This is a genomic window from Citrobacter sp. S39, assembly GCF_009495675.1.
In the GTDB taxonomy this organism is placed as follows: domain Bacteria; phylum Pseudomonadota; class Gammaproteobacteria; order Enterobacterales; family Enterobacteriaceae; genus Citrobacter; species Citrobacter freundii.
In genome coordinates this window covers 4,743,327-4,764,927 of sequence record NZ_CP045555.1, presented here as the reverse complement: position 1 = coordinate 4,764,927, position 21,601 = coordinate 4,743,327, and the positions used below count along the sequence as shown (strand labels likewise).

The window sequence follows — 21,601 nt, the reverse complement described above, 5'->3', positions numbered from 1 at the left end:
TATGACAACAAAATATATTGTCGGCGGTAGCATTTGTCTTTTTCTTGCGCTGACACCAGGAACTTCACATGCAGCCCCAGTAAAAGTGGGTAATTACGTTATTCCCAGCGCTTTCGCCCGTTCACTGGAGCAGGGAATGACGGTGCCGGTATATATTCGTTACAACGAGACTGACGAGAAAAGTCAGCAAAAAATTGCCGATGCGATGATTTCGCTTGTTGATGGCAATATTACAGTTAAAGCCCTGACTCTTGCTGAATTGCCTAATAATGCCGTGTTATCTGGAAAAACTCGTGCGTTGGTAGAAAAAATTCGTGATGTGAAATTTCACGATAACACCAATATCGAGCTATCGGACAATGCACGCCTGCAACTCAACGTCTCTTCATTTCACCTGGAGATGATAGTCAGCAAAGATGCGTTAACTGAAGCGATTGTCGCACGCAGTAGCCTGCTTGGACCTTCCAGCGTGGAGTCTCTCTCTAACGTCCTGAATTATAACTTTGGTACCTACTACAACGATTATCATAATGGCAGCAGTACCCGCAGCTATCTGACGGTGGACAATACAACATCGCTGCGTGAGCACCATATCAATATTAACGGTTCGTTTTACGGCATCGGCGACAGCAACGGCACCAGTAAACTCTATCGTGCGATGTATGAGCGTGATTATGACGGGTATCGACTGGCGCTCGGGATGCTCGACACCTGGAACGTGCAGTCTATTGCTAGTTTGAATGCGTTGAATGGTGGGAAAATTTACGGTGTGAGCTACGGAAACAAAGGAAGTACGGTTGTTGAGAATACCGCGCTTTCACTCACGCCGATTACCGTATTTTTGCCAGCCGCTGGCGAGGTTCATGTCTTCCGTGATGGGCGTTTGCTCAGCGTGCAGAACTTTAATATGGGCAGCTATGAAATTGATACCAGTCGCTTTCCGTATGGTGTTTATGACGTCACGGTAGATATCGTGGTCAATGGCCGGACAATTAATAGTCGTATTAGCAGGGTTAATAAAATCTTTGCCCGCCAACAAGCCGCCGGGATTGATCAGCTTTCGTGGCAACTGTTTGGTGGCTCACTGGATTATGACCGTGTGAGTTACAAGCGAAATCATTATCAAGATTTGGGCAACGAGCAGACCTGGATTGCCGGGGGGGCCGCATCGGTGACGCTGGCGATATTATCGGGGCTGGGCCTGAAATCCACGCTCTACGGTTTTGACAACAATGCGGTTAATGAAACGGATGTCACGCTCAATGTGAATGAATACGTAAGTATTGGCAATCAGACGCTAGTGGCGAACGATTCGTCATGGCGAAATATCAGTAACATCAACCTTAATGTCCCTGAGGGATACGGTTCCCTATGGGCATCTCGTGAAGACAGTAAAATTGGCGATCGTCTGCCTTTACAGGAGCGTGATAATTATTCCATTGGCGGGACTCTTAACCTCGGAAAGTTTATTCCTCATGGCGGCTCGCTCACCGTGAGTCAGACGGAGAATCGCTACTCGGGAAATAAATATCGTAATCTGGACTACAGCACGACCCTTTATTCAGGCAGGTATGCCACGGTTGGGTTGCGTGCAGGTATTCAGCGTTATTACTACAACAATCGGAATGACGATGGGCGACAGGAACGTTATGTCAGTCTGGATTTATCGTTGCCGTTGGCGACCTGGTTGAGCATGGGCGTCTCCCGGGATCGTTATGGCAGTACTCAGGGTAATCTCAGCGCGCGTAAGCAGTATGCTGAGGGCCCGATTAAATCGGTCGGATTGTCGGCATCAACGCGTCTGAGTGGCGAACAATATTACGACAATAATTATTCGGTAAACGGCAATTTGAGTTATGACACGAAATATAACGCCGGCACCGTATCGGTAACGCGTTCTGCTGACAACTCCACCAATATGAACTTCTCTTCTCAAGGTTCTCTGGCGTGGGCAGGTAAAGATTTCGGCCTGAGTAAAGAGCGGCAGCGGTCCGGCATCATTGTGAAAACAGATTTGACCGGTGAAGGGAAACTAGCTGCGAAGATTAATAACCGCAATTATCTTCTCAGCGGTAAATCAAATTTCATTGCACTGCCGCCCTATGCTCAGTACAAGCTGGAAATCCTCAATGATAAAAACTCTGAGGACAGCTTCGATATTGTTTCAGGACGCAAACAGGAGCTGACGCTATATCCGGGTAACGTGGGTGTTATCAATCCTGAAGTGAAAAGCATGGTCACTGTATTCGGGCGCATTCGTTATCCCGATGGACAATTGGCTGCAAATACCGATATCCATAACCACATCGGTAAAACGCGTACGGATGAAAAGGGTGAGTTTGCTATCGATATCGATAAAAAGTATCCGGTCATCACTTTAATTTCAGCCAATGGCAGCATATGCGAAGCCGATCTTGATTTGGAAAAAGCACGCGGCGCAGCGTGGGTTGGCGATGTGAAATGTGCAACGCAAACCACGATGGCGCAGAGGTAATAAAATGAAAGTATTAATTAAATTAGCTACTGTAATCTGTGCCGTAGGGAGTTTTTCACCTGTGCCTGCTTTGGCGTTGAATGCAATCTCTTCCGGCTCAGTCAGCAATAACTATTTGTTTATCGAAAATGCCATTGATAGTGAATACTTTATTACCCCATCGGCACTTGATCCGCGTTTCAGCGGGTCAAACACGTGGATAAAATACGGTACCTCTCAGGTGAGTCTCGGGTATTTAGGTTTTGTCGGCTGGACTGCGCCTGGAAATTATTATCAGGACATGTGGATTGATAACTCCCCGATTAACGGGCCTTTCCGGGGAATCCGTTGTTATAGTGGCACCCAATGCCCATCAACCGGGTTTATTGCCGGATTGGGCACTGACAAAAACGGTTTTTATCATGCGCAGGTCGGCTCTGTCGCAGGCGTTATTGGTGGCGCCTACGGATTCGCTTCCCTGACCGATACTGCTTATGAGTACTTTCGCAATGTGCCTACCGGTAGCAGCGAAACCTACGTGTTCAACCGCTGTTATACTTCTGTAAATTATGATTATTCTTCCGGGCAACGGTGCAAAGACCAATCGACAGGATCATGGAATTACGTCAATTACACGTTAACTAAACGCGGTCATCTGTCACTTGTCTCGACTAACGCATTTCAGGAGCTTTGGGTTGCCAGCGACGGTACGCCGAGCATCACCAAAGACTCTGGTTATTGCGAACTTGGCGTGGTAGGCGGTACTGACGGTGTGATTTGCAAAATGGTGAGTTATAACCTGCAACAAACGGCCAATCTGACCGCCTCCTTGACGTTTCGCGCTTTTGTCGATACGGCGATGCTTGGTTTTACGCCCGGAGCGGCCACCGTGAGATACTCCGGGAATGGTTCAAACTGGTATAACTATGGTACTTCAACTGCTTATTACAACGTTTTTACGACCTCCGGAGAATACATTTATATTTTTCTGTCAAAAGCATTTTTGAAGAATCTTGTCGATTCAGGGATCAGCATTACTAACAGTCAGCCCTTTACCTTCGGCTTTTATAATGGCTTAACACCAGAGTCAGGACACTACCAGTTTACCCCTTCGCTACAGCTCAATATTGTGCCGAAGGAGTATGGGATCAGTATCGTCTCTTCGGACAACACAGCTTCTGCGAGCGGTAGTGGCACGATTGGCGATGCCGCTCCTATAGAAATGGAGTACACCGTAACCGTCTCAGGTCCCCGTCAAGCAGACAGTATTACCGCGCAAGTTATTGGGGAAAGTACGACGATAAACAGTGTCCCTTACTGTCTGTTTACGTCTGCGCAAGGCGGGCTGTCCGTCCCCATTCCCGCTTTTCTGCAGTACAACAGTCAGTCGGGGGGCGTGGTGCAAAAACGAAATAGCTGCAGTGAAGCGGCAGTCAGTATGAGAGATGCGCAGTGGCAACAGACGCCCTGGGACGCAAATAACAATGACGATGGAAGCTATTATGCTACTGATTTGAAATTGCTTTTCCCAATGAATGATTCACGTTCGATGTTAACCGTTTCCGGCGCTGACTGGGAAGGTGTCGTCAGCGCCAGTGGAGAGATAAAAGTCACGGCGAATTGGGTGGGAGTGACGCCATGAACCGCCGTCGTCTGGCGCTTAGATGGGTATTTATTCTACTTTCCGGTCTGACAGCATTCTCTACACAGGCAGTCTACCTGGAGTCGACCATTTATGAGATGCCATCGGATAAAGCATTTATCAGTAAACGAATCTATAACGATAGCCAGAAACAGAATTTATACAGTATCGGCGCAGTAAAAATTGATAAGCCGGGACCGGGAGGTGAAAACAGAAGTGCTATTGCTGAAGGCGAACTTCTGTTTACTCCGCTGAATTTTTCACTGGCTCCGCAGGCGAGTGAGTTTTTTAAGATTTTCTACCGCGGGCCGCAGGATGATAAAGAACGCTATTACCGAATTCTGTTTCGTGAAATGCCGATCACGCTGTTTACCGAACGTAATCAAGGGAAAGGCGGGCAGGCTCTCCCGGTGATCGCTATGGACACCATATTGGTTGTTCGCCCGAGAAACATAAATCTGGCCTACACCATTGATGAGGCTAACGGAACACTGAAAAACACTGGGAATACTTTTTTTAAAATCATCGTACACCAAGGGTGCAATTCAACCGATGATGAAGCCACCATGCGTTATGTGTTGCCGGGTGAAACCTGGCGTAGTAGTGAGCTCAAAACAAAAAACCGAAAGTTTATCGTAGCGTTGCAGAAATACATCCCAGTAGGTCAGGGGTGCTTCAAACTCAATCAATAGTAAGCATTGAGTCTGATCCGATATGTCATGGTTAGATATCGAACCTATACTGTAACTATCTTTATACAATGCAGTATTCAGCTCAGCACAGATGAAACTTTGGTCATTTGTACTCCATGTCACGGTATTCAAGAGTCAGGTAGTATGAAAAGTATAATTAATGATCAGGTTGAGTACGATTCCACCAGAAAAAGCCTGAAACATCGCGATACTACAATAATCCTTTCGGCATCTACAGCGAGACTACTTGAGCTATTCATTGCCCATAAAAATCAACAACTCCATCGTGAGTTTATCATTGAAGAAGTATGGAAAAAGCATGGCATGGCCCCATCGGGTCATAGCCTTAATAAAAGTATCAGTATATTGCGAAAAGCATTTAGTGAGTTGGGGGCCGATAATCCCATTGAAACATTGCCCCGGCAGGGATTTTTGTTCCATGCTTCGGTCAATGATGAACAGTCATCTTTCAGTGGAGATGTACCTGTTCGTTCGGTAACAGAAACGGTGAACTCACCCGCAACACCGAAACGCAAAAATATTGTTCTGTTCATTTTATTGTTTGCCTTTCTTGGGAGCTCTGTTTTGATATTGCCAGCTCTTACTTCAGGTGCCACGAATTTTATCTATATCAGGGCAATAGGTGATTGTGAACTTTATACTGCCGATGACAATAATGCTGATAAAACGAAAGCGTTTTTATCTTCTGATATGTGGCGAAAAATAAATGCGACTTGTCATGATGGCAAGAAAACAATTGTTTTTTATGATGATAATAATTTATCGGCAGGTAATGATCTTAAAGAGAATTTTTTGGGGATCTGTACGCTGGATAAAGGAGGGGCTGCCCGTGAATGCGAAAATTATCTTTATTAGCGGGGCGATCTTTCTTGCGGTGATAACAGCATACTTTTTTTATCTCCATCAAGAACCTGAGACGCTGACCTGCTCTGCCAAGAATTACCTGCATCTGGAGGCGCAAACTCAGGGCGTAAAAATTGAAGGTGAAGTTCTGTTGGTTTTTCGTATTTCTTCCGCTACCGAAGGGCGGGTATCCCAGATAGGGAGCCTTAATATTCAGGGTAAGCACTATGCTGTAGATCGTAATGTTGTCCTGAATTTTATTGGCAAAGACCGTGACGGATATCTGCAGACTCGTCGCTTGGCTATTGTCAAAAATAAAAATGACAATGTTCCCGATGACATTACCGAACTGCTTATGTCTCAACAGGATATTTTCTATTATAAGGTCATCCGTATCGCAGGAAATGTCTATGCAATAAGAGATCTGCGACGTACGCTCATGGTTTGTCGGGCAGCATAAATCAAGGTAATGTGTTAGTATTTTGATTTTTGTGGTTGTATATTTTGTTGTTTCTTGCATTCGTGGTTTTTTGTTTTGCCTTGTAGTGAAAATGAGTAAAAGGATTTGTACTGATGAAAATTAGGAATTTTCCTTTTTTGATATTTAAAATGGATTTACCATTTAATGGGAATACGCATATGGATAATTGTGATTATAAACTCTGAAATTACGTGATATGGCTTATGGATAAAGTTAATTCACGAACCGCCTTATAATTGCTGGAGGCTGAAGGTGTTGTATATTCTCTCGTGTATATAACGAGGGACCTGCTATGCCATAAATTTAAGTTGGTGGTAACTATGAATACGAAAAAGGTTTTTCTGCTCAGTTATGATATTTTTCTTTTCTCAGGGATAAAAGCGTGGCTGCCAAATCTGGTACTGGTTGATGCGCGATCATTTATTTCTGGTACACAGTCAGTTATTCCACGATACCCGTCCTGTTTGCTGGTGATCGATAACCGGTTACCATTGCTACTGGTCAGGAAATGGTTTCAGAGAAATAGCACGCAGTTTATCAACATCAACTGTATTGTTCTTCGGATGAATGAAACTCGTTCTATTAATCGAGGGTACGAGGAGTATGCTTTCATTAATGGACGAGAATTATCTGATCAATTGATTTCTCAGCTAAGAGCCAATTTAATGGCACCCAATGAGGTTGTGGAGGTCACTAAAGGTTCGACGATTTTTAATTTTCATTTGACTGAATTTGAAGAGGAAATGTTGTATTCATCATTCACAAAAGAAAAATTGCACGACTTTTGTATTGCTAACTCACTAACAACTAAGTCAGTTTATCGATATCGGGAGCGGATAACCGCTCGTCTGGGATTTTCTCATTTTAATGAAACTATCATTTTTTTAACCAGGAATAATTTATTGCATGAAGGCTACCCGACAAACAGTCATTCTGGTGAGAATGTAATTTATGGCGATGCATATGATGTTTCAGATTCTGGCCGACTGAGTATGGCAATAAGGAATGAAGAAATCATTCCTTATTTTCAGCCCATCGTAAATATCAATGGGGACGTCTGTGGTGTTGAGGTTTTAGCTCGGTGGCCACAAGGCCATAATTATGCGATTTCTCAGCGTGAGTTTATACCTCTGGCTGAAAAAAGTGGCTTAATGAATGAGTTAACGAGTTATTTAATGACCACCGTCGCGCGTAATCTGGTCGACGGAAGCGAGGATATTAATAAAACGCTATTCGTCTCCTTTAATGTCAGTCCATCAGGTTTAAGTAATCCTGTTTTTTATTGGGAATGCCTTAACTTTATGGAGATAACGCAAAGACTACCGATAAAATTAATGATTGAAATAACCGAAAATCAGACTCTAACTATCACTCCAGCTCTCAAAGAGCTGATACGATCGTTGCGAAACAGAGGGGTGCTGTTTGCTTTAGATGATTTTGGCACGGGATACGCTAATCTCTGCTATCTCAATGAGTTAGACCTGGATTTAATCAAAATTGATAAAACGTTCATCAAGGCTATTAAAGAAGTTGAGCAACATATCCCTATGCTCGAGTCAATCATTCATCTTTCCGGACTCCTGGGGTTACGCATGGTGGCGGAAGGCGTTGAATATGGCTATCAGCAGCAATGGTTGCGGAAAAATAATGTGGATTACCTGCAGGGTTATCAATTTTTACCGCCAGTGATGTTTGATGATTTTATGCGTTTTTACAAGCAGTCTGTAGGGCTGTTTGAATCAGCGTCGGATTCAACTTTTTCAGCGTAAACTTGTCGGGAACATCAGGGGCGGATGCCTCTGATGCCGGTTTTTTTGCCGAGGTTAGTACTACAGATCCTGCCTGTCTGGTGAGGACGATAGCCTGTTCTGAGTGAAACATTGTTTGTTTATGTGTCTTTTACAGGGTATTTATAGCGGTATCAGCGTTAATCAAACCGCTTCCGAGGTTAGTCTATAGCCATGCGTCATTTCCTGACAAAATTAAGAGTCTGGCTTCCACCACCACTCATCTTAATATTATTCCTCATCGCGGATGCGTTGACGGCGATCCCGCGTTTCACATTTGGCGCGGCGACTATTGTAATAAGTGCATTGTTGGCTAGCGCCAGTTTGGCGATGATACTGCATACCGCGTGGCAGATGCGGAAGAAACGTACGACGCTAAACCCACTGCATGCAGAGAAATCGACCACGCTTGTTACTGGCGGATGTTATGCCTGGAGCCGCAATCCAATCTATCTTGGAATGAGTGGACTCCAGTTAGCTTTTGCTCTCTACGTCGGTAGCCTGATTGGAATATTGGTTGCACCACTGTTTATGCTGGCGGTTGCCAGATTGCACATTGATTTTGAAGAGGAACAACTGCGAAAACATTTCGGGCTGGAATGGAAACACTATGAGCAGCGTGTTCGCCGCTGGTTATAGAGTTCCCTTGCCGCGTACAGGATGCCTGTGACGACACGATTCGTGCGTAATTGAATCCGGATGATGCAAAAATAGGCGTTTGATTCGCAAGGCCATTGACGCGTCGCCCGGTTAGTTTTAACCTTCTACCCCGTGCTCACATTCGTGGACATGTCCTTTTCAGGGCCGATATAGCTCAGTTGGTAGAGCAGCGCATTCGTAATGCGAAGGTCGTAGGTTCGACTCCTATTATCGGCACCATCCTACCTATTTTAACGTCTCCCCAAGTCTACTCAAACACCCTTTAAACCCTTATAATACGCGGTGTCACGGCCCTTATTGTCTCTGCTCGTCTACTCACGTTCACAGAAATCTACGGTGAGTTGGGGGTATCAATGGGGGTATTCGCTGTTCGGTCTAAAGGAGATACCCCCAGATGAAGCTCAATGCCAGACAGGTCGAGACTGCCAAGCCCAAAGAGAAACCCTACAAGATGGCTGATGGTGGTGGCCTCTACTTATTGGTTAAAACCAACGGGTCACGCTACTGGCGTTTGAAGTATCGTATCGATGGAAAGGAAAAGTTATTGGCTCTGGGGGTATATCCCGATGTGTCTTTGGCTGATGCCAGAGCAAAACGTGATGACGCTCGAAAAGGTATCGCTGGGGGTATCGATCCCTTAGAGCTTAAGAAAGAACATAAAGCTGAACGTGAAGCGCAGGTCAAAAACACCTTTCAGCAAATTGCGCTCGAATGGCACAGCATGAAAGTGAAAAAATGGTCAGTGGGGTATGCCTCTGACATTCTCGAAGCTTTCAATAAAGATATTTTTCCTTTTCTTGGTCAACGGCCTGTTGCGGACATTAAGCCATTAGAGCTTCTTAATGTGCTTAAAAAAATTGAAGCCAGAGGTGCAACAGAGAAAGCAAAGAAAGTGCGCCAACGATGTGGTGAAGTGTTTCGCTATGCCATCGTGACAGGCAGAGCCGAGTATAATCCCGCGCCTGACCTCACCAGTGCCATGCAGGGGCATGAATCTACACATTACCCGTTCTTGACCACCGAAGAGCTTCCTGCCTTTTTTAAAGCCCTTGCTGGCTACTCTGGTAGTGAATTGATGGTGCTGGCAGCGAGATTGTTGATCCTTACTGGCCTAAGAACGGGTGAATTGCGTGGTGCCTTATGGTCGGAAATCGATTCCGAGAAAGCGCTATGGGAAATTTCTGCTGAACGCATGAAAATGCGCCGTCCTCATATCATCCCGCTATCTACCCAAGCGTTAGACATTATCGAACAGATCAGAGCAATGACGGGGCAATTTCCTTTACTGTTTCCGGGCCGCAATGACCCAAGTAAGACCATGAGCGAAGCCAGTATCAATCAGGTATTTAAGCGAATTGGCTATACAGGCCGGGTTACGGGTCACGGCTTCCGTCATACCATGAGCACCGTTCTTCATGAACAGGGCTATAACACCGCATGGATTGAAACCCAACTGGCGCATGTTGATAAGAATGCTATCCGTGGCACCTACAACCATGCGCAATACCTCGATGGTAGACGTGAGATGCTGCAATGGTATGCCGACTACATGGTAAGCCTTGAGAACGGAAGCAATGTGGTGCAGGGAGCGTTTGATCGGCGTGGGTAAGGATAACTGCTGATGAAAGAAGGGTTATGTCTTAACGGGCATAGCCCTTTTTCTTGGCTAATGCAGATAAGAATTAAGTCAGAATTTAAACTGATGTTTGTTAACTAATTGATTAATATAAAAATTATAAAATACCTTAAAACAGGAAAATAAATAGCACTTATTGCTAAATCGCTCTACACCCCGCCCAGTGACAGCTCTCCCGTCATTTCATCTGTTTTTGTATGAAAAACACTCAATCCGAGTTCAATTCTGATTTTCCGAGGGTTGAACGTCATAAGCGATCTGCAGATACTACATTCATCAAAACAACAACGGAGAAATATATGACAACAAGAAGATTTATTCGCCTACCGGAAGTGATGGATAAAACAGGATTTAGTAAAGCATGGATCTATAAACTTATTAGTAAAGGTGATTTTCCTAAGCCGATTAAGGTTGGAATAAGAGCTAGCGCTTTTGTAGAAAGTGAGATCGATGAATGGATTGAACAAATGATCTTTTCATCACGCAATGCGGCAGCTTAATAATATATGGGTAGTATGTAAAAGCAATATAAACATATATTTATAAAATATAACAATCCCTATTAAATAATACATGAAAGTGTAGGGGGATATTTACTTAACGATTAAATAAGGAACCAAAAATGAAAAAAGAAAATAAATGTAATAGTCAGAACTCAGCAGAACTTACAGCATTGTTAGAATACTCTCGCTTTACCAAGAAAGTGCTTGCGAAGCCTGCTAATGAAGTATTCGATCTATTTACTGACAAGTATTATATGGAAACTGTTTACGATGATATTATTGATAAAACGAAGAAAAGTATTGATCAAAGTCAGCATAGATTCATAGATTTTGAAGAGGTTAGAATAAATATAATGTGCATGCATACAAAAGCCATTATGATTTGTTATATGTGAAAATAAAATAGCTCAAAATGGATTGTTTAGCGTTTAGAGATTTTATATGAGTAATATAGATATCATAAGCAAAAGGTCAGAGATATATCTGACCTTTATTAGGTTTGCTATCATTAATCAATAATGATTTTGTGAAATATTTTCTTTATTTCTATTGACTATTAAAATATAAGTTTTATAAAAAGTAAAGATACAAAAAAAGCCAGATGATAAATCTGACTTTTTAAGGACTAAAAAAGTTTTCGCTGACTTTTTTAAGTCTTGTAATCAGTTAGAGGAATAACGCGATTACAAATATAATAAAGTATTAAATAATCTTTTCATATTTGTCAAATCTAAATCTGAGCTTTTTACAAGTCTTTTAAATACCACTACCAGAATCTTTAATGTCCTCGAAAGCAATCAAATTATAAACCTTTGTATCAGGTCTGCATATGTGGAGCAATTGAGCGCGAGTCGCTAATAAGAGATGTCCGTATGTTTTGTTGGTTGTAGGTATAGAAGGGGAAGCGACGTAATACCAACCCGAAGCGAAGTTCTAAACAGATAAGTGAAGTTGTATATGGAATAGCTATGAGAAAGCCCTACCTTTGTTGACAGCATAAATAGGGGATAACAATACATTAATCTGCATGAACGAATCTGGGGGTGTCGTAGGGTGTCCTACATTGGAAACGATGTAGAGCTTTAAGCCAGATCAACTTGGGTGAAGTCATATTTTTCATCTTGGTTTTCGCCAATCTTGATACATTTTCAACAAAATAAGTTGAAAATTTCAGGAGGCGAAGCCTTGGATGAAGTCCCCTTTTCGGGGGCGAACACAAGGCAGTATATAACTCTCAGTAAGGTTGTTTATGTTTATAGCAAAGGTGCCTTGTTTTATGGCACCAATAAAATATAAAGTAGAACTAGATCTAAAAAATATATAGGGCGAAGCCTAATAAAGTAAAAAGAAAACCATATCTAAAAAAATAAAAAAAAACAGTCTCGCGCCAGATATCCCACCATAGAACTTTTCCCGTTGTTATCCCTTCAAGATCCAAATCCTAAACAGAAATCGATCGTTATAAAAGATCGATATGTACATATCGATAGGTTTTATCAATCAAAAGGTGCTTAATCGATCGTTATTAATTGTTTTTAACGATCGATATTTATCATATGATAGTCTATGGCTATCAGCGTCCATTTTTTCGATCGGTACAAACGATATGACTAGACATAAAAATAATTGAATTCTAAGGCGTTTACAGATCAATCGTAGGTCTGTGCTATTGGTGAAGGAAAAGGTATGCGTAAATTTATGTTAGTGGCAGGTCTTGTCGTCCTGCTGGCAGGGTGCGGTGATGATGGCATCTATGGCAACTACACCAATCAACAGTATGGCGTCAGGCTTGATATTCAGAAAGACGTCATCAAGTTCAGGAATGGCGTTTTTACTGTTAAAAACTGGGATGAAAGCCAAAAACCTATTTATATCGCTAGAACTCAAAACAAAGATCTAGGTTCATGGACTTTTAAAATAGAAAAAGTCAAAGGCGGTGTAGTTTACCAAGGTGCGGTTTTTAAGAAAGATTAAAGGATTAGGAAATGGAAAACAATACCATTCAATGCCCCTACTGTCTAAAAGAAAGTCAGAAAGGGGTTCGCGTATGCACGGGATGTCAAGCAACTATATTATACGGTGCTCCTCCGGGTTGGTGCGTATTTTTAGTTATATTAGGGACTTTAACATTGTCGATTTTGATCGGGTTGAATGCAGGTATAGTTGCATTTAATATAAGTTTGTTTGTCATTGGGATTTTTGGATTTATTATTAGCAAGTTGGCTTTCTCTGAACGGATTTCTTTTAGACGAAGAATGTAAAACTGCCCTGTCTTTCAAGGTGATGGCTCGCAGTGCGAACCATCACATATCTAAAGTTTATTTTCTTCATTGCGTCATCAAGTAATAAATCGGAACCCACTGACATAAAAGCTGTCAGCGGGACCCCGCGATCTATTACTTGACGATTTGACCCCTGTTGCAAATTTACGCAAAGCTACCAGAAAGGCAATATATTATTCATCCTATCTTTTATTTGCATTTTATTCGATGTGCAGTGTATTTATTTATGTAGCCGCTATTGACAAGTATTTTAGATCGGTTATCTATTTAAATATAAGTGTAGTTCAGCTTTGATTTTTTGTTTTTCGGAAACTGAGGCAAGGTGTAATCCCGTAGCCGGTATTATACCCAACCTTTCAGGTTGCCCCCTCTCACTTCGTTCGGAGGGTTGTTAAAAGCTCTACCCTTCCGCCTATTCCCCTTGTCAAAGGGGAGGCGGTAAACCATACAGTTTAATATTATAGGAGTATTTAAAATGAATGATGATTTAGGTTTTATAAATAACATAGATGGGAAGATTTTATTTGAGCATTATCAATATTTAACTAATGCCATACTGGGTAATGATGACACAAAAAAAGAATTTGTGAAATATGAACATTATGACTTGGATTATTTAAGGTATTATCTTGAAGCGAGTATCTATTTTTTAGGTGAGGCAAGAGATGAAGCAAATAGAGATGTTGAAATAAAAGATTTAAACGAAGCAGTGGAGATAATAAATAAATTATCAAATAGGGCTAAGGTTGCTTTAGCTGAACATATTATATTGTGGTTTGAAGATATTTCATTGGTAGGTTCTTATAATACACTATTTAGATTTTTAGGCAGGGAGAAAAGAATATTATGATGATTATGTCTGTAGCAATGGTAATACTTTGTATTATGTTGGGAGGTTTTATGATCCGTAGCTGTACTGGAAAAACAAACTCTTCAAGCGAAGCAAAGCAAGCAATATCAGAAGTTAGAAAAATGATAGATAAAAAAGCACTGATTAAATACAAAAGGAATAATAGAACATGAATGTAGAAAACTTAATGAATAGTATGACTATAGAATATAAGCTCGAAATACTGGCAAGATTTTTTTATTACATAGAACAAAACAAAGAGATACCATTTAATGAAATCAATAGTGATGAGCGAGATTTATGTTATTTTGTGGCTCATAGATATATACAAGAGAATAAAGCTGATGAGCTTATTGAAGCATTAATTATTGAAAATGATAACGACTACATAAGAGCAACAGATGATTACATTATTATGAGGAATAAAAAATGCCAACAACAGACAGAAAACGAGGGCGTATAAATTTAAATGCTGACGAACGCCGAGACATATCGATACAGTTCAGAGTAAACAAAGAAGAGTTCGAATATTTAAAGTCATTGGTTGAAGCATCCGGCCTTGAACGAGGCCATTATATAAGAAGAGAAATATTAAAAGCTGAACCGGTGGTAAAAAGAAAAATGCCGGAAGTAAATCAGAAGACTTATATACAACTGTCAGCCATAGGCAATAATATAAACCAAGCAACAAAGAAACTAAATGGTAATGAGTATTTTGATAAAAATGAAGTTGATAAAGTTATGTTTAATATAAAGCAAGTTAGCAGAAGGATATTAGAAATAAACAAGGATCTAAATTATGAAGGGATACGTAGCTAAATCAGGTAAATCATTTAAAAACAGAGTTAAGTATATATTAAAAGATGATCATGATTTCATTTGTAGCAATATGGCAAGTGATTATAATAATGTTAGTGATTTAACTGATGAGTTTAAAACTGTAAGCAGTTTTAGGCAAGATATAAAAAAACCAGTGTTTCATGCGTTTTTATCTCTTCCAAAAGATGAAAAATTAACAGATGAAAAATGGCAGGAGATAGCAAAAGACTATTTGAAAGAAATGAATATCGATATAGAAAAACATCAATATATTTGTGTGCGCCATAAAGATACAGATCAAGACCATATTCATATTGTAGCAAATAGGGTTGGCTTAGATGGTTCTGTATGGCACGGTCAGCACTCAGCATTTAATACAATAGCAGCTTGTGAACGTTTAGAAGTAAAGCACAGCTTAACCATTACACAAAGTCTCAAAGGCCGAAAATCAGACATATCAGCACCAACCAAAGCAGAGATCGAGCAAGCCTTGAGGACAGGTGAGAAACCAGCCCGTTTAGTGATACAGAACGCACTACAAGCGGCTTTAGTCGATAAGCCTGATTTGTCTACGTTCTTGGAACGTCTGCAGGCTGTAGGCATTGAGCCGGCCTTTAACGTTGCTTCTACTGGCAACGTCGCCGGAGTGTCATTTGGTATCAAAAATAATGAAAAAAATATTTTCTTCAAGGGATCATCTCTTGGTAAAAAATTCAGTTGGAACACAATTAAGGCAAAGGTGAAATATGACAAAAATAGAGATGATGAACTCGTTAGAAGATTCTCAGCAAGAAAAACAGATGACGAAAATAGTATTAGACGATCACCTACTGAATCAGATTTCAATGACAGTAGAGCCGTTGACGGAATCGATGATGATATTATCCGAATCAGTCAGCACAGCACTAAATCAGACGCAACAGACATTAACAAGGGTGAACAACTCATTAGAAACAACAACCACAGCTTTAAACTCAGCGAAAAATATAATAGACCAACAGGCCCAAAAGTTAGAAGAACAACACAAAAAGCTGCACAAATACTCAACAGAGTTAAAAAACAACACAATAAAGAACCAATCAAAACTTATAATAAAAGTGGCCTCGGTGGTAGGAGTAATACATATATTGGTGGCTCTATCAGTAGGATACTTTATCATGCAGAAACAGCAACAACAGCTACCCATCAATTTAGACTCAAAGGCCGTAGCAATTTCAATAGTAGAGCAGTTAAGATCGAAGAGGTAAGAGAACGTTTAGGTATAAAAAAAACTGTTATTCAGCCAAGGAATAAAGAAAAAGTGATTGAAGAAAAAATAATGAAAAAACCGTCATATATAGTGGACTATGAAAATAGATTTAAATCTAAATTAAAAGGAAATCTAAAAAATGGATATCTAGAACAAAAAAATCAGGACAAGTTTATACTTTTAAATCAAAGAGGTTTTAAATCATGAGTTAATCTGCATTTAGTATCATCAAGAAATTATCATATGCATTAACTTTAAATGTTTGTGGTCATTTCTAAAATTACATTTTACCGCACATTCATCGATGATGAATTAAAGGAATAAGTATTCCTTTAAAAAAAATTTGTCTAATTAATTACTTTCTATGAGTATATATCAATATAGTCTAATTTAGTTGTCATTTTAAACTTGACTAAATTTATCAAAAGTTACATAGTTTCTTGAAAAAACCACGCCCCTGCTGTTTATAATCGTTGGCATTGCTGAATAAAATATTTGGAGACAATAATGAATAGTGAGCAAGCGAAATTTTTAGAGTTAGAAGAACTTTGTAAACAAGACGGTTTTATTCATGCGTATTCATATTTATGCCTAAGAGACTGTACAATAGGTTTTAAAGGAGGATTGGAAACTGATGATTTGAACCATCTGACTTCATCTGACCGATTGATTAAAACTGAGTTATCACTACTGCATGGGTTGATGCTCAAGTCCGGTTATAATGCAGTAGAAATAAGCAGCGATAAGCTAACTCAATATGTTGATTCTGCTGAGCAAATTTTAAAAGATATTCATGAGGCCATAAAAACTTCAGGAATGAAAAATTTCTCTCTTGAGAATCCGAAACTTTCATTTGAAAGTTTTTTTACGGAAAAAGATGTTGTTCGTGAGTTTATATTTTATAGTGCTGAACAGGCATTTGAGTTTCAATTTGCATCATTCGCAAGAGAACGTTATATAGAAGATGAAGTATGGCTCCGTGATCATGTTGGTTTCGATATGAATGATGCTTATACAATATATCGAGCTATTAATGAAATGCTTAATGAAAATCTTAACTCCATTGCATCACGTAGCGAATTAATAAGTCATAAAGAATCCCGCCTTCAGTTTCATGAAATAAATGTTGATGAGCTAACTCGTTTATCTAAACAGTCAAAGGAAATAGTAATTTCTTTTTTGACTATTTTTAGTACAAGTTCAAACGATGATAACAAATCGTTTAGCTCAATAGATGATTTTAATATTATTAATGCAAAGCCTATTGTATATCTAAATGAAAAATATTATTTATTCCAGTTAACATCACTTGCTCAATCAATGTATGAAAGCCCAATATTTTGGATGCGTGAAGATAAATCGTATCGCAAGTTTGCTGATGAGCATAGAGGAAATTTCACTGAGGCATTCACATATAATAAATTAGTATCTGTTTTTGGAAGAGAAAACGTCTATGTAAATATTGATATTTTTAAAAATGCGGCAGAGAAAATTGGTGAGATCGATATACTCGTTAAATTCGGGAGTAAATATTTAATCGTACAAGCAAAATCTAAAGGTATGACGCTTTCCTCAAGAAAAGGACATGCTGAGATTGTTAAAGATGATTTCACTAAGGGATTTCAGAACGCTTATGATCAGGCGATAGAATGCTCCAATGCTCTTATGGAAGCGGGGGTTCACTTTAAGGATGCAAGTGGAAATTTGGTAGAATTTAAAGATCGGCCTACATCTTGCTACCCAGTTTGTATAACATCTGAGAGTTATCCGTCCTTAGCTTTTCAGTGTCGACTTCATCTTAAATATGAGAAAACAGAACATTTAAAAGCACCATATATTATGGATGTTTTTTTCTTAGATATTCTTACTGAGTTTCTTTCGGAGCCTTTATTTTTCTTGAGTTTTGTTGATCGCCGTACTGGTTATCATGACGCTCTAATGGCGAGCACAGAAATTGTTCTTCTATCCATGCATCTAAAATATAATTTATGGATTGAGAATGATATGACCTTTATGCATCTAGCGGATGATATTGCTTCTGACTTAGATGCTGCTTTTATGGTAAGAAGATTAGCACTGCCCGGTAGTGGAACACCAAAAGGCATTTTGCAAAAATATACATCAGGATTCTTTGGTAGGCTTCTTTTTAAAATTCAACGACTGGCTAATGATGATTTAACAGATCTGGGCCTGACCCTTTTAAAAGGAAATGGTAAGTTTGTCGATATGCTTAATGAGGCAGTAGGTAGGATACAATACTTAACCATACAGGATAACCTTACTCATGATTTTACTATTCAGCTAGAAAATGGGGTTGGTGGTCTAACCGTTCATACATTAGCTGGTGATTTAGAATCAGCTCAAAATAAATTGATGGCCCATGTTAATGCAAAAAAATATTTAGCAAAGCAAAATCAATGGTTTGGGGTTTTGGTTGAGGCTGATCGACTTGGTATGGTGGCTTCGATATGTAAGTTATCCTTTCCTTGGCAAAAAGATACAAAAATGGATCTTGCAGTTAAAGAAGCAAAAATGGATAAGCCAATGATTTATGATTCGAAGGAATTAAGGGGAAAATTTAAAGTTAAGCTTGGAAGAAATGATAAGTGTTTATGTGGAAGCGGTAAAAAATATAAAAAATGCTGTCTTATAAAAAATAATCTATGATGTTAGAATTACTCTTGATATAATTTGTAGGTTTGATAGGTGTTTTTGTATGGACAATAAAAGGGCAGATAATTATATCTGTCCATGTCTCGCTATTTATTCCGATAAGCCGTATGTATTTTTCAACCAAAATTCGAAAGTGTTTATTATTTTTGTGGAAAATTTTTATTTCTCCACCCTTCGTTTTTTATTCCACTTTTGTGTGGCCATGTTAATAGGTTGTTGTAAATTTTGTAATCGAATACATCGTCCATGTTTTTTCCTCCTTCAAAGTAGAATTCATCTTCTTCAATTCTTTTACATATTTTTATTAACTCATCATTGATTATTGAAATAATTTCCTTTGCATCTCCTTGTTTTATTCTCCAAGGAGTGGATATTCTACTGTCTGTATCTATTTTCCCCTTGCTACGAGATAGTCCAACATATATAGAGTTTTGTTTTTTTTCTTCCAGTTTTCTACTTTGTATTAATGATATAAATTTTGGTGAATAATCATTTGTTTCTCTTGCTACAAAATTCCATTGTTTTTTAGGATGTTGATATAGGAGCTTAAGCCATTCCTGCTCAAAATCTGCTTTTGGATAGCCTTCATTTGTTTCAGATGTCCAGATATAGTGATCCACCCAGTTAGCCTTTGAAAACTCTTCAAGAGCTAACACGGAAAGCTGAAATGCGCTGGGATATGATCCATTTCTATAAAGTAAAATAGAGTCAAAATGAAGTCGTATAGTATTTCTTAACGATTCGGTGGCTATTTTGTTGAGCTTATATTTTGAGATACCATCTTCTTTCTTCATAGAAACTCCATTCCATAGGTTAACTCGCTATACAAACATATATTATCATAGAGTATGGAACTTCCCCACCATCCGCTATAGCGAGTGATGTTCAAAAGGAACTATCATTAAATAATAATCTCACATCATGAACACAAAAAATCTATTGGGGGTATCTTCGGGGGTATCACCAAAGATGAAACATATAATTTTCATTAATAATCAACAAATTAATGCATAGGTGTTGTTCCTATTATCGCACCACCTTTTCTCGTAAAATCATCAAGTTACTATTGCAGTGTTTTGCTTTGTTCAGCACTAATGTGCATTTTGCGCGTTGCGGATGTGACAAAATTGAGGCAACTGATGATCAATATATTTGTTTCAATGAGTTGAACAATGCAAAGTGGGAGCTTTGTAAGACGTGCAATCGCAGGTCCTCGCCATTCTGTGAGCGGAGATTTTAGCTCCGAATTACATGAAAACCACAATTTTACTTAGGGATGGGGTGATTTTACATGAATAAGAACATTTACCTAGAAAAAACAAGCGACTAACATAAACTTATTGGCAGAAATCCTTGTCATCTTGCGCTGTATTTTTTAATCTATCTTCAATATCTACCAGAAGATAGGCCCCTCATGAAATTCCAGGACATTGCTACTTTTTCCGGAAGTATTATCACCTTTTTGGGATTGCCAGCACTGATTTTTTTTAATTTTCCCTCCTTTTTGTTTTTTCTGAATGAATGGAAGATTCCTTTCATATGTGGTTCTGTTGCCATTCTAATAACTATATTAATTTATCATCTAAAAAAAAGAAGTTATCCCAACAAGTCGAGTTGTTTCTCATTGCTTGTGTTGTTTTTTGCAATGGGTTGTGCGATTTTCTACCAACCATATCCTGAATTTGCACAGATAAGCATTTCTGGCTTCTATAATGAAAAAGATGGGGGGTGGAACAGTAGTAATACAGATGAAAATGCTTATGACATCACTCACCAGATGGAGGAGACATGGAAAAGGGCCACATCTAAAGAGAATCCTTCATTCCAATTTGTGCCCCCGTTTGCGGTTGAGAACTGGCAATTTCCGACATTGTTTTTGACTCATCGTTCTAAACAGCAAATAATTAATTTGGCTGAAGCGAATTCTCGCTCAGTCGTAACGTTGGTAGGGTTTACACGTGATAATAAAATAGAGAAAATCCACTATAGTTTGAACGGGAAGTTGTTATCACCCAATGCGCATAGCATTAATTTAGAGAGTAGATGGTTTAATCAGATTTTTGATAAAATTATTTCGCAATCACAGTTAACTGATGCTCAAAAGCGAGAGATAATAGCTAAGATCCTCTTCATTGATACAAATGCCCGTACACTAAGTGCCCGAAAAGATGAAATGGACGCTATTGGTATGGCTAACCTGGTCGTTAAGATAAGGAGTGAGGTCATTGATTTAAAAGGGAGATATCCTTTTATAGACGATGAGCTCAACTTTTTGATGGCTGGTCTGACAGCTTCTTTCGTAGATGTTTATAGTGCAGAATTATCTGATGACGTCGCTGCTGGGTTTTTAGTGCATGCACTCAGCTTTCATCCTTATTATCCTTATCCAGATAAGGAGAGTTTTCAACGCGCTTATGTCAAAAATAGTTATGATAAATGGAAACTAACTAATGACGCTGAAAATGATGTGACTTTATTGAGCCACCTTGCGCAGTTGACATATTTTATCGAAGATACTAAGGAAAAAGAAAAGATCATTGATGAATTTAAAAATCAGGTTTTTCTTCAAAACCAATCGCCTACGATTTTTTATTCAATGTTAGAAATGATCAAAACCAGTAATTCACTGCTTGATATACCAGTTAAACAAATTCATGAAATTAAAGAAATAGAAGATTATACGGATGATTTTCTTTATCAACATCCAGGCATGGATGATGAATTCATTGAGTTAAAAAGCGCATTGTTATACGGTGTATGCCATACTTGGTATGTTAATCATAATCGAAAAAAAGATGCTTCAAGGTTATTGAGGAAATTCACAAATATTGTGGATAATAATCCTAATGTGTTGCATTTTTTAATGAAAATGAAACAAGAAGATAGTGAATGAAAATAATAGTGCCTGAATCCTCGTTTTAGCTTGTAATAGCAAAAACGCGCTTAGACGCCCCTGTCTGTTGGTGGCTAACTGGTACTATATCACTTGG

20 protein-coding genes and 1 tRNA gene are annotated in these 21,601 nt (G+C 39.3%); 20 read left to right on the top strand and 1 reads right to left on the bottom strand.

The window, feature by feature from the left end; all coding sequences use genetic code 11:
* Position 1: 1 nt before the first annotated feature.
* From GFB57_RS22740 to GFB57_RS22650, 19 genes are all read left to right on the top strand, one after another.
* Positions 2-2,494 carry a CS1-pili formation C-terminal domain-containing protein gene (locus GFB57_RS22740; protein WP_008324497.1) on the top strand — a complete coding sequence of 831 codons (2,493 nt, stop codon included), beginning with the start codon at positions 2-4 and terminating at the stop codon, positions 2,492-2,494.
* Positions 2,495-2,498: 4 nt separating this feature from the next.
* Positions 2,499-4,115: a hypothetical protein gene (locus GFB57_RS22735; RefSeq protein WP_008324500.1), complete on the top strand. Its 1,617-nt coding sequence runs from the start codon at positions 2,499-2,501 to the stop codon at positions 4,113-4,115.
* Entirely contained in the window at positions 4,112-4,807 is a 696-nt protein-coding gene (locus GFB57_RS22730; protein ID WP_003031358.1) for a fimbria/pilus periplasmic chaperone, read from the top strand. Before GFB57_RS22735 ends, GFB57_RS22730 begins: the two co-directional genes overlap by 4 nt.
* Before the next feature lie 144 nt (positions 4,808-4,951).
* A complete protein-coding gene (locus GFB57_RS22725) occupies positions 4,952-5,683 on the top strand; it encodes a winged helix-turn-helix domain-containing protein (RefSeq protein WP_003031356.1) in 732 nt (243 codons plus the stop codon).
* The gene (locus GFB57_RS22720) at positions 5,658-6,131 is read left to right on the top strand and encodes a hypothetical protein (protein WP_003031354.1); all 474 of its coding nucleotides are present in this window, start codon (positions 5,658-5,660) and stop codon (positions 6,129-6,131) included. The genes GFB57_RS22725 and GFB57_RS22720 overlap by 26 nt, the downstream gene beginning before the upstream one ends.
* Positions 6,132-6,472: 341 nt before the next feature.
* Positions 6,473-7,921, top strand: a complete 1,449-nt coding sequence (locus GFB57_RS22715; protein ID WP_003031352.1) for an EAL domain-containing protein — start codon at positions 6,473-6,475, stop codon at positions 7,919-7,921.
* Positions 7,922-8,113: 192 nt separating this feature from the next.
* Complete coding sequence (locus GFB57_RS22710) at positions 8,114-8,578, top strand: isoprenylcysteine carboxylmethyltransferase family protein (protein ID WP_003843778.1); 465 nt, start codon at positions 8,114-8,116, stop codon at positions 8,576-8,578.
* Positions 8,579-8,742: 164 nt separating this feature from the next.
* Positions 8,743-8,818, top strand: a tRNA-Thr gene (locus GFB57_RS22705).
* A 175-nt stretch (positions 8,819-8,993) separates the two neighbouring features.
* Positions 8,994-10,208 carry an integrase arm-type DNA-binding domain-containing protein gene (locus tag GFB57_RS22700; RefSeq protein ID WP_003029571.1) on the top strand — a complete coding sequence of 405 codons (1,215 nt, stop codon included), beginning with the start codon at positions 8,994-8,996 and terminating at the stop codon, positions 10,206-10,208.
* Between the two features lie 326 nt (positions 10,209-10,534).
* A complete protein-coding gene (locus GFB57_RS22695; RefSeq protein ID WP_003029568.1) occupies positions 10,535-10,735 on the top strand; it encodes an AlpA family transcriptional regulator in 201 nt (66 codons plus the stop codon).
* Positions 10,736-10,857: 122 nt separating this feature from the next.
* Complete coding sequence (locus tag GFB57_RS22690; RefSeq protein WP_003029566.1) at positions 10,858-11,133, top strand: hypothetical protein; 276 nt, start codon at positions 10,858-10,860, stop codon at positions 11,131-11,133.
* Between the two features lie 1,291 nt (positions 11,134-12,424).
* Positions 12,425-12,712, top strand: a complete 288-nt coding sequence (locus GFB57_RS22685) for a hypothetical protein (RefSeq protein WP_043085804.1) — start codon at positions 12,425-12,427, stop codon at positions 12,710-12,712.
* A gap of 11 nt (positions 12,713-12,723) precedes the next feature.
* Positions 12,724-12,999 carry a hypothetical protein gene (locus GFB57_RS22680; protein WP_071883434.1) on the top strand — a complete coding sequence of 92 codons (276 nt, stop codon included), beginning with the start codon at positions 12,724-12,726 and terminating at the stop codon, positions 12,997-12,999.
* A 496-nt stretch (positions 13,000-13,495) separates the two neighbouring features.
* A complete protein-coding gene (locus GFB57_RS22675) occupies positions 13,496-13,870 on the top strand; it encodes a hypothetical protein (protein WP_048231822.1) in 375 nt (124 codons plus the stop codon).
* A complete protein-coding gene (locus tag GFB57_RS22670; RefSeq protein ID WP_020231151.1) occupies positions 13,867-14,043 on the top strand; it encodes a hypothetical protein in 177 nt (58 codons plus the stop codon). The genes GFB57_RS22675 and GFB57_RS22670 overlap by 4 nt, the downstream gene beginning before the upstream one ends.
* Positions 14,040-14,333: a hypothetical protein gene (locus tag GFB57_RS22665; RefSeq protein WP_048231821.1), complete on the top strand. Its 294-nt coding sequence runs from the start codon at positions 14,040-14,042 to the stop codon at positions 14,331-14,333. The genes GFB57_RS22670 and GFB57_RS22665 overlap by 4 nt, the downstream gene beginning before the upstream one ends.
* Entirely contained in the window at positions 14,300-14,689 is a 390-nt protein-coding gene (mobC, locus tag GFB57_RS22660) for a plasmid mobilization relaxosome protein MobC (RefSeq protein WP_045138452.1), read from the top strand. Before GFB57_RS22665 ends, mobC begins: the two co-directional genes overlap by 34 nt.
* Positions 14,670-16,145 (top strand): relaxase/mobilization nuclease domain-containing protein, encoded by a 1,476-nt coding sequence (locus tag GFB57_RS22655; protein ID WP_048231820.1) that lies wholly within the window; start codon positions 14,670-14,672, stop codon positions 16,143-16,145. The genes mobC and GFB57_RS22655 overlap by 20 nt, the downstream gene beginning before the upstream one ends.
* Before the next feature lie 300 nt (positions 16,146-16,445).
* Positions 16,446-18,605, top strand: coding sequence for an SEC-C metal-binding domain-containing protein (locus tag GFB57_RS22650; protein WP_290366917.1), 2,160 nt, complete (start codon positions 16,446-16,448; stop codon positions 18,603-18,605).
* Positions 18,606-18,751: 146 nt separating this feature from the next.
* Here the strand turns inward: GFB57_RS22650 and GFB57_RS22645 are convergent, their stop codons facing one another.
* Positions 18,752-19,405, bottom strand: coding sequence for an AbiV family abortive infection protein (locus tag GFB57_RS22645; RefSeq protein WP_048231818.1), 654 nt, complete (start codon positions 19,403-19,405; stop codon positions 18,752-18,754).
* Between the two features lie 620 nt (positions 19,406-20,025).
* On the opposite strand from GFB57_RS22645, the gene GFB57_RS22640 reads away from it, so the two are divergent.
* Positions 20,026-21,504 (top strand): hypothetical protein, encoded by a 1,479-nt coding sequence (locus GFB57_RS22640; protein ID WP_008321031.1) that lies wholly within the window; start codon positions 20,026-20,028, stop codon positions 21,502-21,504.
* Positions 21,505-21,601 lie beyond the last annotated feature (97 nt).

Coding starts and splice junctions, on each gene's coding strand:
- GFB57_RS22725 (WP_003031356.1), top strand. CDS start 4,952: ATGAAAAGTATAATTAATGATCAGGTTGAGTACGATTCCACCAGAAAA.
- GFB57_RS22670 (WP_020231151.1), top strand. CDS start 13,867: ATGATGATTATGTCTGTAGCAATGGTAATACTTTGTATTATGTTGGGA.
- GFB57_RS22675 (WP_048231822.1), top strand. CDS start 13,496: ATGAATGATGATTTAGGTTTTATAAATAACATAGATGGGAAGATTTTA.
- GFB57_RS22665 (WP_048231821.1), top strand. CDS start 14,040: ATGAATGTAGAAAACTTAATGAATAGTATGACTATAGAATATAAGCTC.
- GFB57_RS22685 (WP_043085804.1), top strand. CDS start 12,425: ATGCGTAAATTTATGTTAGTGGCAGGTCTTGTCGTCCTGCTGGCAGGG.
- GFB57_RS22650 (WP_290366917.1), top strand. CDS start 16,446: ATGAATAGTGAGCAAGCGAAATTTTTAGAGTTAGAAGAACTTTGTAAA.
- GFB57_RS22645 (WP_048231818.1), bottom strand. CDS start 19,405: ATGAAGAAAGAAGATGGTATCTCAAAATATAAGCTCAACAAAATAGCC.
- GFB57_RS22700 (WP_003029571.1), top strand. CDS start 8,994: ATGAAGCTCAATGCCAGACAGGTCGAGACTGCCAAGCCCAAAGAGAAA.
- GFB57_RS22655 (WP_048231820.1), top strand. CDS start 14,670: ATGAAGGGATACGTAGCTAAATCAGGTAAATCATTTAAAAACAGAGTT.
- GFB57_RS22695 (WP_003029568.1), top strand. CDS start 10,535: ATGACAACAAGAAGATTTATTCGCCTACCGGAAGTGATGGATAAAACA.
- GFB57_RS22740 (WP_008324497.1), top strand. CDS start 2: ATGACAACAAAATATATTGTCGGCGGTAGCATTTGTCTTTTTCTTGCG.
- GFB57_RS22680 (WP_071883434.1), top strand. CDS start 12,724: ATGGAAAACAATACCATTCAATGCCCCTACTGTCTAAAAGAAAGTCAG.
- mobC (WP_045138452.1), top strand. CDS start 14,300: ATGCCAACAACAGACAGAAAACGAGGGCGTATAAATTTAAATGCTGAC.
- GFB57_RS22735 (WP_008324500.1), top strand. CDS start 2,499: ATGAAAGTATTAATTAAATTAGCTACTGTAATCTGTGCCGTAGGGAGT.
- GFB57_RS22690 (WP_003029566.1), top strand. CDS start 10,858: ATGAAAAAAGAAAATAAATGTAATAGTCAGAACTCAGCAGAACTTACA.
- GFB57_RS22715 (WP_003031352.1), top strand. CDS start 6,473: ATGAATACGAAAAAGGTTTTTCTGCTCAGTTATGATATTTTTCTTTTC.
- GFB57_RS22730 (WP_003031358.1), top strand. CDS start 4,112: ATGAACCGCCGTCGTCTGGCGCTTAGATGGGTATTTATTCTACTTTCC.
- GFB57_RS22710 (WP_003843778.1), top strand. CDS start 8,114: ATGCGTCATTTCCTGACAAAATTAAGAGTCTGGCTTCCACCACCACTC.
- GFB57_RS22640 (WP_008321031.1), top strand. CDS start 20,026: ATGAAATTCCAGGACATTGCTACTTTTTCCGGAAGTATTATCACCTTT.